Genomic DNA, 6,332 nt, shown 5'->3' on the forward strand with positions numbered 1-6,332 from the left:
CGTGGGCGCACCGGGAACGACCTGGGGAAACCGCATGGGTAAGCACGCCACGCATATCGTCTGGGACTGGAACGGCACCCTGTTCCACGACGTCGACGCGGTGATCGGTGCCACCAACGCCGCCTTCGAGGAGATCGGGCTGGCGCAGATCACCCTGGAGACGTACCGGGAGCTGTACTGCGTACCCGTGCCGCGGTTCTACGAGCGGCTGATGGGGCGGCTGCCGACGGACGAGGAGTGGCTGGTGATGGACGAGGCGTTCCACCGGCACTACAGCCGGCACCGCCTGGGCTGCGGGCTCGCCGAGGGCGCCGAGCTGCTGCTGGCGGAGTGGCAGGCGGCCGGGCGGAGCCAGTCGATCCTCAGCATGTTCGGGCACGACGAGCTGATACCGCTCGTCCGCGGCTTCGGCATCGAGTCGCACTTCGTGCGGGTGGAGGGCCGGACCGGGCCGTCCGGGGGCACGAAGAGCGCGCAGATGGTCCGGCATCTGGCGGCGCTGGCGCACGTGGAGCCGGGGCGAACGGTCGTGGTCGGGGACGCGGTGGACGATGCGGTGGCCGCGCGGGACGCGGGAGCGTACGCGGTGCTCTACTCGGGCGGGTCGCACAGCCGCCGGAGCCTGGAGGCCGGCGGTGTGCCGGGGGTCCCGGTGGTGGACAGCCTCGCCGAGGCGGTGCAGCTCGCCGGCGAGATGGTCGCCTAGGGCCGGCTCGTCGAGGCGGCCCGTACCGGCACGCATACGCCATCGCGGCGCCACGTTGTCCGAAAGGGCTAAGTTCGCGTCGGGGGTTGTTGTGGACGGCCCATGACGGCTTCCGGGAAGGGAGCGATAGCCTTGCAGCGTGATCAGCGCGATAACCCGCGGGGGCGCCGAGGCCCCTGCCGTGCGCCCGGGACACGAACGTGACCGGGCGGCTGCTGGTCTTCACGGCCACCACTCCATGTCGACATCGTCACAGGTTGTCGACAGCGGCCCGGCCCTTCCCCATCGCGGCATAGCGTCGACAGCGACAGGACACCCCGCGTCGCGGCGGCGTTGTGCGGCTTCCGAAAAGTTCTTCCACAACGTCACGCAACGGCGCGCGACAGGAGCCAGAGGACATGCAGACCAAGCTGGACGAAGCCAAAACCGAGCTGCTCGCCAGGGCCGCCCGGGTCGTTGAAAGCAGCCCGGCCGGGGGCAAGCACCTGGTCCGCGGTCTCGACCCGGACACCCTCGCGGGATACCTCCAGCGCTACTACCTGCACACCGCTCCCGAGGACCTGATCGACCGCGACCCGGTCGACGTCTTCGGTGCCGCGCTCTCGCACTACCGCCTCGCGGAGCAGCGCCCGCAGGGCAAGGCGAACGTCCGGGTGCACACGCCGACCGTCGAGGAGAACGGCTGGACCTGCAGTCACTCCGTCGTCGAGGTCGTCACCGACGACATGCCCTTCCTGGTCGACTCGGTCACCAACGAGCTCTCCCGGCAGGGCCGGGGCATCCACCTCGTGATCCACCCGCAGGTGATCGTCCGCCGTGACCTCACCGGCAAGCTGATCGAGGTCCTCGACTCCAACGGCGAGCTGCACGGCAACGCCGGCAAGGGCAGGACCGGCAAGACCCGCAAGGGCAAGCCCGCCGAACTGCCCCACGACGCGGTGACCGAGTCCTGGATCCACGTCGAGACGGACCGCGAGACCGACCGCGAGGACCTCAAGCAGATCACCGCGGATCTGCTGCGGGTGCTCTCCGACGTCCGCGAGGCCGTCGAGGACTGGGAGAAGATGCGCTCCGCCGCGCTGCGCATCGCCGACGTCCTGCCGTCCGAGCCGCTCGCCGGCGACCTGCGCGAGGGGGAGGTCGGGGAGGCCCAGGAGCTGCTGCGCTGGCTCTCCGACGACCACTTCACCTTCCTCGGCTACCGCGAGTACGAGCTCGGCTCCGTACCCGGCGAGGGAGGCGCCGAGGAGGACGTGCTGACCGCTGTGCCCGGTACGGGCCTGGGCATCCTGCGCGCCGACCCGACGCACCGCGAGAGCGACGCCGGCCACCCCGTCTCGCCGTCCTTCAACCGGCTGCCCGCCGACGCCCGCGCCAAGGCCCGTGAGCACAGACTGCTCATCCTGACCAAGGCCAACAGCCGCGCCACCGTCCACCGCCCCTCCTACCTCGACTACGTCGGGGTCAAGACCTTCGACGAGCAGGGCAACGTCATCGGGGAGCGGCGCTTCCTGGGGCTGTTCTCCTCGGCCGCGTACACCGAGTCGGTGCGCCGGGTGCCGGTCATCCGCCGCAAGGTCGCCGAGGTCCTCGACGCCGCGGGCTTCACCCCGCACAGCCACGACGGCCGCGACCTGCTGCAGATCCTCGAGACCTACCCGCGCGACGAGCTGTTCCAGACGCCGGCCGACGAGCTGCAGTCCATCGCCACCAGCGTGCTCTACCTCCAGGAGCGCCGCCGGCTGCGGCTCTTCCTCCGCCAGGAACAGTACGGCCGCTACTACTCCGCGCTGGTCTACCTCCCGCGCGACCGCTACACCACCGGCGTCCGGCTGCGCCTGATCGACATCCTCAAGGAGGAGCTGGGCGGCACCAGCGTCGACTTCACGGCCTGGAACACCGAATCGGTCCTCTCCCGGCTGCACTTCGTCATCCGCGTCGCGCCCGGCTCCACCCTCCCGGAGCTCACCGACGCCGACCTCGACCGCATCGAGGCCCGGCTGGTGGAGGCCGCCCGCTCCTGGGCCGACGGCTTCTCCGAGGCGCTGGTCGCCGAGGCCGGCGAGGAGCGCGCGGCCGAGCTGATGCGCCGCTACGGCCGCGCCTTCCCCGAGGGCTACAAGGCCGACAACAACCCGCGCAGCGCGGTCGCCGACATCCAGCACCTCGAGCAGCTCGCCGAAGAACCGGGCAAGGACTTCTCGGTCAGCCTCTACGAGCCGGTCGGCGCCGGCCCCGGCGAGCGCCGCTTCAAGATCTACCGCCGGGGCGAACCGGTCTCGCTGTCCCGGGTGCTGCCCTGCCTGAACCGCCTGGGTGTCGAGGTCATCGACGAGCGCCCGCACGAGCTGCGCTGCGCCGACTCCTCCGTCGCCTGGATCTACGACTTCGGGCTGCGGATGCCGGAGCACGTCAAGGGCGACGACGCCCGCGAACGCTTCCAGGACGCCTTCACCGCGGTGTGGACCGGCGCGGCCGAGAACGACGACTTCAACCAGCTGGTGCTGCGGGCCGGCCTCAACTGGCGCCAGGCGATGGTGCTGCGGGCCTACGCCAAGTACCTGCGGCAGGCCGGCTCGACGTTCAGCCAGGCCTACATGGAGGACACGCTCTCCACCAACGTCCACACCACCCGGCTGCTGGTCTCGCTCTTCGAGGCGCGGATGTCCCCGGAGCGGCAGAGAGCGGGCACGGAGCTGACGGACGGCCTGCTGGAGGAGCTGGACGGCGCGCTCGACCAGGTCGTGTCCCTGGACGAGGACCGGATCCTGCGGTCCTTCCTCACGGTCATCAAGGCGACCCTGCGCACGAACCACTACCAGCGCGACGGCCGGGGCGAGCCGCACGCCTACCTGTCCATCAAGCTGGACCCGCAGGCCATCCCCGACCTGCCGGCACCGCGCCCGGCGTACGAGATCTTCGTGTACTCGCCTCGCGTCGAGGGCGTCCACCTGCGCTTCGGCAAGGTCGCGCGCGGTGGTCTGCGCTGGTCGGACCGCCGGGAGGACTTCCGTACGGAGGTCCTCGGCCTGGTCAAGGCGCAGATGGTCAAGAACACCGTCATCGTGCCGGTCGGCGCCAAGGGCGGCTTCGTCGGCAAGCAGCTGCCGGACCCGTCGATGGACCGGGACGCCTGGCTGGCCGAGGGCATCGCCTGCTACAAGACCTTCATCTCCGGTCTGCTGGACATCACCGACAACCTCGTCGGCGGCGAGGTCGTCCCCCCGAAGAACGTCGTCCGCCACGACGAGGACGACACCTACCTGGTCGTCGCCGCCGACAAGGGCACCGCGACGTTCTCCGACATCGCCAACGAGGTCGCCGAGGCGTACGGCTTCTGGCTCGGCGACGCCTTCGCCTCCGGCGGCAGCGCCGGCTACGACCACAAGGGCATGGGGATCACCGCCCGCGGGGCCTGGGAGTCGGTCAAGCGGCACTTCCGCGAGCTGGGGCACGACACCCAGACCCAGGACTTCACCGTGGTCGGCGTCGGCGACATGTCCGGCGACGTCTTCGGCAACGGCATGCTGCTCAGCGAGCACATCCGCCTGGTCGCCGCCTTCGACCACCGGCACATCTTCCTCGACCCCAACCCCGACGCGGCCACCTCCTACGCCGAGCGGCGCCGGCTCTTCGAGCTGCCCCGCTCGTCCTGGGCGGACTACGACACCGGGCTGCTCTCGCAGGGCGGCGGCGTGCACTCCCGCCAGGCCAAGTCCATCCCGGTCAACGCGCAGGTGCGGGCCGCCCTCGGCATCGAGGGCGGGGTGAAGAAGATGACCCCCGCCGATCTGATGCGGGCCATCCTCAGGGCACCGGTCGACCTGCTGTGGAACGGCGGCATCGGCACGTATGTGAAGGCCTCCCCGGAGTCCGACGCCGATGTGGGCGACAAGGCCAATGACGCGATCCGGGTCAACGGCGAGGACCTGCGGGTCAAGGTCGTCGGCGAGGGCGGCAACCTGGGCCTGACCCAGCTGGGCCGGATCGAGTTCGCCACGGCCGGCGGGAAGATCAACACCGACGCGATCGACAACAGCGCCGGTGTGGACACCTCCGACCACGAGGTCAACATCAAGATCCTGGTCAACGCCGTGGTCACCAACGGCGATATGACCGTCAAGCAGCGCAACAAGCTGCTGGCCGAGATGACCGACGAGGTCGGCGCGCTGGTGCTGCGCAACAACTACGCGCAGAACACCGCGCTGGCGCTGGCCATCGCCCAGTCCTCCAGCATGCTCCACGCCCAGCAGCGCTTCATGCGGCGCCTGGTGCGCGACGGCGACCTCGACCGGGCGCTGGAGTTCCTGCCCACCGACCGGCAGATCCGTGAGCGCCTGAACGCCGGCCGCGGACTGACCCAGCCCGAGACCGCGGTGCTTCTGGCCTACACCAAGATCACGGTGGCCGAGGCGCTGATCCAGACGCCCCTGCCGGACGACCCGTACCTCCAGCGGCTGCTGCACGCCTACTTCCCGTCGGCGCTGTACGAGCGCTTCCCCCAGCAGGTCGACGGGCACGCGCTGCGCCGCGAGATCGTCACGACGGTGCTGGTCAACGACACCGTCAACACCGGCGGTACGAGCTTCCTGCACCGGATGCGGGAGGAGACCGGGGCCTCCCTGGAAGAGGTCGTCCGGGCGCACACCGCGGCCCGTGCGATCTTCGGGCTCAACCAGGTCTGGGACGACGTCGAGGCCCTCGACAACGTGGTCGCGGCCCATGTGCAGACCCGGATCCGGCTGCACTCGCGGCGGCTGGTCGAGCGCGGCACCCGCTGGCTGCTCAACAACCGCCGGCAGCCGCTGGAGCTGTCGGAGACCATCGACTTCTTCACGGAGCGGGTCGGACAGGTCTGGGCGCAGCTGCCGAAGCTGCTCCAGGGCAGCGACCTGGAGTGGTTCCAGACGATTCTGGAGGAGCTGACCGGCGCGGGCGTCCCCGAGCCGCTGGCCGTCCAGGTGTCCGGCTTCTCGTCGGTCTTCCCGGCGCTGGACATCGTCGCCGTCGCGGACCGGATGGGCAAGGAGCCGCTGGCGGTCGCCGAGGTCTACTACGACCTGGCCGACCGGCTGCGGGTCAACCAGCTCCTCGACCGCATCCTGGAACTGCCGCGCAACGACCGCTGGCAGTCGATGGCCCGCGCCTCGATCCGCGAGGACCTCTTCGCGGCGCACGCCGCGCTCACCGCGGACGTGCTGTCGGCGGGTGACGGTTCCGCGTCGCCGGAGCAGCGGTTCAAGGCCTGGGAGCAGGCGAACGCGGCGATCCTCGCCCGGGCGCGGGCGACGCTGGAGGAGATCCACGGGTCGGAGGGCTTCGACCTGGCGAACCTGTCCGTCGCCATGCGGACCATGCGGACGCTGCTGCGTACGCACAGCTGAGGCGGGTACGCACAGCTGAGGCAGAGAGTGAGGTGGGGGGCAGGCACCGGGAGGCGGTGCCTGCCCCCCCACCTCACCTCAGCCGCGGGTGAACCCGCACCGCACCTCAGCCGCGGGTGAAGTCCTCGTAGGCCGCGAGGACTTCACCGGTCGGGCCGTCCATCCGCAGCTCGCCGCGCTCCAGCCACAGGACGCGGTCGCAGGTGTCGCGGATGGAGTTGTTGTTGTGGCTGACCAGGAAG

Annotated in this window: 2 protein-coding genes and 1 pseudogene; 2 read left to right on the forward strand and 1 reads right to left on the reverse strand. The window is 70.5% G+C overall.

Annotated elements, in window-relative coordinates:
• Positions 1 to 34 precede the first annotated feature (34 nt).
• On the forward strand, positions 35 to 706 hold the full coding sequence (locus ACFY12_RS35330) for an HAD family hydrolase (protein WP_390720093.1): 672 nt from the start codon (positions 35 to 37) through the stop codon (positions 704 to 706).
• 398 nt (positions 707 to 1,104) lie between these two features.
• Positions 1,105 to 6,090, forward strand: a complete 4,986-nt coding sequence (locus ACFY12_RS35335; protein WP_390720094.1) for an NAD-glutamate dehydrogenase — start codon at positions 1,105 to 1,107, stop codon at positions 6,088 to 6,090.
• Positions 6,091 to 6,196: 106 nt separating this feature from the next.
• Here ACFY12_RS35335 and ACFY12_RS35340 read toward each other — a convergent pair.
• Positions 6,197 to 6,332: pseudogene (locus tag ACFY12_RS35340) on the reverse strand (ABC transporter ATP-binding protein); the annotation flags it as partial.

Source organism: Streptomyces sp. NPDC001339 (genome assembly GCF_042895955.1).
Classification (GTDB): domain Bacteria; phylum Actinomycetota; class Actinomycetes; order Streptomycetales; family Streptomycetaceae; genus Streptomyces.

Excerpts from the sequence above, each read along its gene's own strand:
- ACFY12_RS35330 (WP_390720093.1), top strand. The coding sequence starts at position 35 with ATGGGTAAGCACGCCACGCATATCGTCTGGGACTGGAACGGCACCCTG.
- ACFY12_RS35335 (WP_390720094.1), top strand. The coding sequence starts at position 1,105 with ATGCAGACCAAGCTGGACGAAGCCAAAACCGAGCTGCTCGCCAGGGCC.